Here is a 1,696-nt window from a genome sequence, read left to right as displayed (position 1 = left end):
AATGAATTGTTTCCGTTATTTATAAAAAAAATTAATCTTTATGGAGGTTTTGTTTATGAGAAAACAAAGCGCAAAAACAAGGCTAATGGTTTTAGCTACAGCTTTATTGCTTGTCTGGGTCAGCATAAGCTGTAAAAGTAATAATAGACCTTCAAGTGACAGTGATTTGAGACTCGAAAGACCACCTGATACAATCAATGAAATCACTAATGCAGGCGGATTGTTGAGGGATGACGAGCTAAACAACTGGAACGGCGAGATGATACAGATTAGACTACTTGCCGTATCTGAAGACGGCGGTTATAGAAGAAGTCCCGTTATCGCCACTTTCGGAAACTTGAACGGTAAAAAGCATAAAATCCTTACCGTAATGGAAAAGAGATTCGGAAGAAGCGGAGAGAGGGATGTCGCTATAGACGGAAACTCAAGAGTTCAATTAATGTATCAATATAGCCAGAATTCTGGCAATAATTTTGGCAATGAATTTGTGATTGGACCTGCAGCTGACGAACCTACTCTTTCAAGAGGCGCACCTGTAGTTTTCGTAGGAAACGATGACACGGTTGGAGTGGTTGCTGCGGCTGGCGGCGGTATGTATGGTAATTCGGAAATAAAAATTACCAAAGCAACGGCGGGCAGCTCATCAGATGGTAGTATTTCTTGGAGCGAGTGGTCAGATTTAACATTCGCAGCTGGCGAGTTGGATAAAGTAACGAATAAAGACGTTACAAATAACGTCAATAAAGCCATACTTGCATATATCAATCAAAAGATGGGCGGAACTATTATGGCAGATAGTAGAAAACCGCAATTCAACGCTAACGCTTTCTATTTGAAAAGCGGATTGGGTGGCGTAAGCGGTAATACTTGGGTTTTAGCCATAACGGCGCTTGATATTAATCTAAACACTCATGGTTATTTCGGAATCTTGGTTCTTTACTCTGAAGATTCTGGAACGACTTGGAAGTTCGGACCTTACGCTAAACCTATGGGAGGCGGAGATAAAGTTCCTTGGTATCCATACGATGCTTCATCCGACTATAGAGAATCTCAAGTTGTAGCTTTCGATGGCTCTACAGTGACTGTAGTGGCTGCTCCAAATACTATCCATGACAGCCGACCAAGAGCTATGTATTCGTTTAGCGGAAGTCATAGTGCAGATGCAGAGCTTCAATTAACGCTAACTGGCATAACGGAAGCTACGGGCGGAATCGGACTCGCTCAAAATCCGAACAATAATTCCGAATATTACCTAATTAATACGAGAAAGAGAGTGGCTCAATACAATAAAGTTTTGACTATAGCTAAAACTACTTTAGATATGACATCTGGCTCTCCAGAGATGAGAATGACGGGCGTAAGCGGAGTAGGTTCAGTTGCGGTTTTGGGAGACGGAAGTTTAGTTACTATTGCCGAAGAAGCTTTTGCCGAAGGTAGCGCGTTAGGCGAAACTAAATTTAATATCGTTCAAAGAAGATTTACTCCTGGTTATATGAATGCGAGACAAGGCGACACTGACAACCTTAATATGATAAGAGAACCAGAGCGATATTATAATCCTGGATACGATGTGCCAGATATGGATAATTAATTTAGACAATACGGAATTTGCTATTTGAGATAAAATAGCGATATGAGAAAATCCTTCCTTTGACGAGGAGAGAGAGTAGAGATACTTTCCCTCCTCTTTTTTTGT

Annotated in this window: 1 protein-coding gene; it reads left to right on the top strand. The window is 41.0% G+C overall.

Annotation, left to right across the window (positions count from 1 at the left end):
* The first annotated feature begins 55 nt into the window (after window positions 1-55).
* Entirely contained in the window at window positions 56-1,591 is a 1,536-nt protein-coding gene (locus EZH24_RS11300; protein WP_137999204.1) for a hypothetical protein, read from the top strand.
* Window positions 1,592-1,696 lie beyond the last annotated feature (105 nt).

It is taken from the genome of Brachyspira catarrhinii (assembly GCF_005518285.1).
Lineage (GTDB): Bacteria > Spirochaetota > Brachyspiria > Brachyspirales > Brachyspiraceae > Brachyspira > Brachyspira catarrhinii.
Note: the sequence above shows the minus strand (reverse complement) of the source record. Positions and strands in the feature narration are given on the sequence as shown.

What these genes read in the sequence shown, in the direction of transcription:
- EZH24_RS11300 (WP_137999204.1), top strand. Translation starts at nt 56, where the DNA reads ATGAGAAAACAAAGCGCAAAAACAAGGCTAATGGTTTTAGCTACAGCT.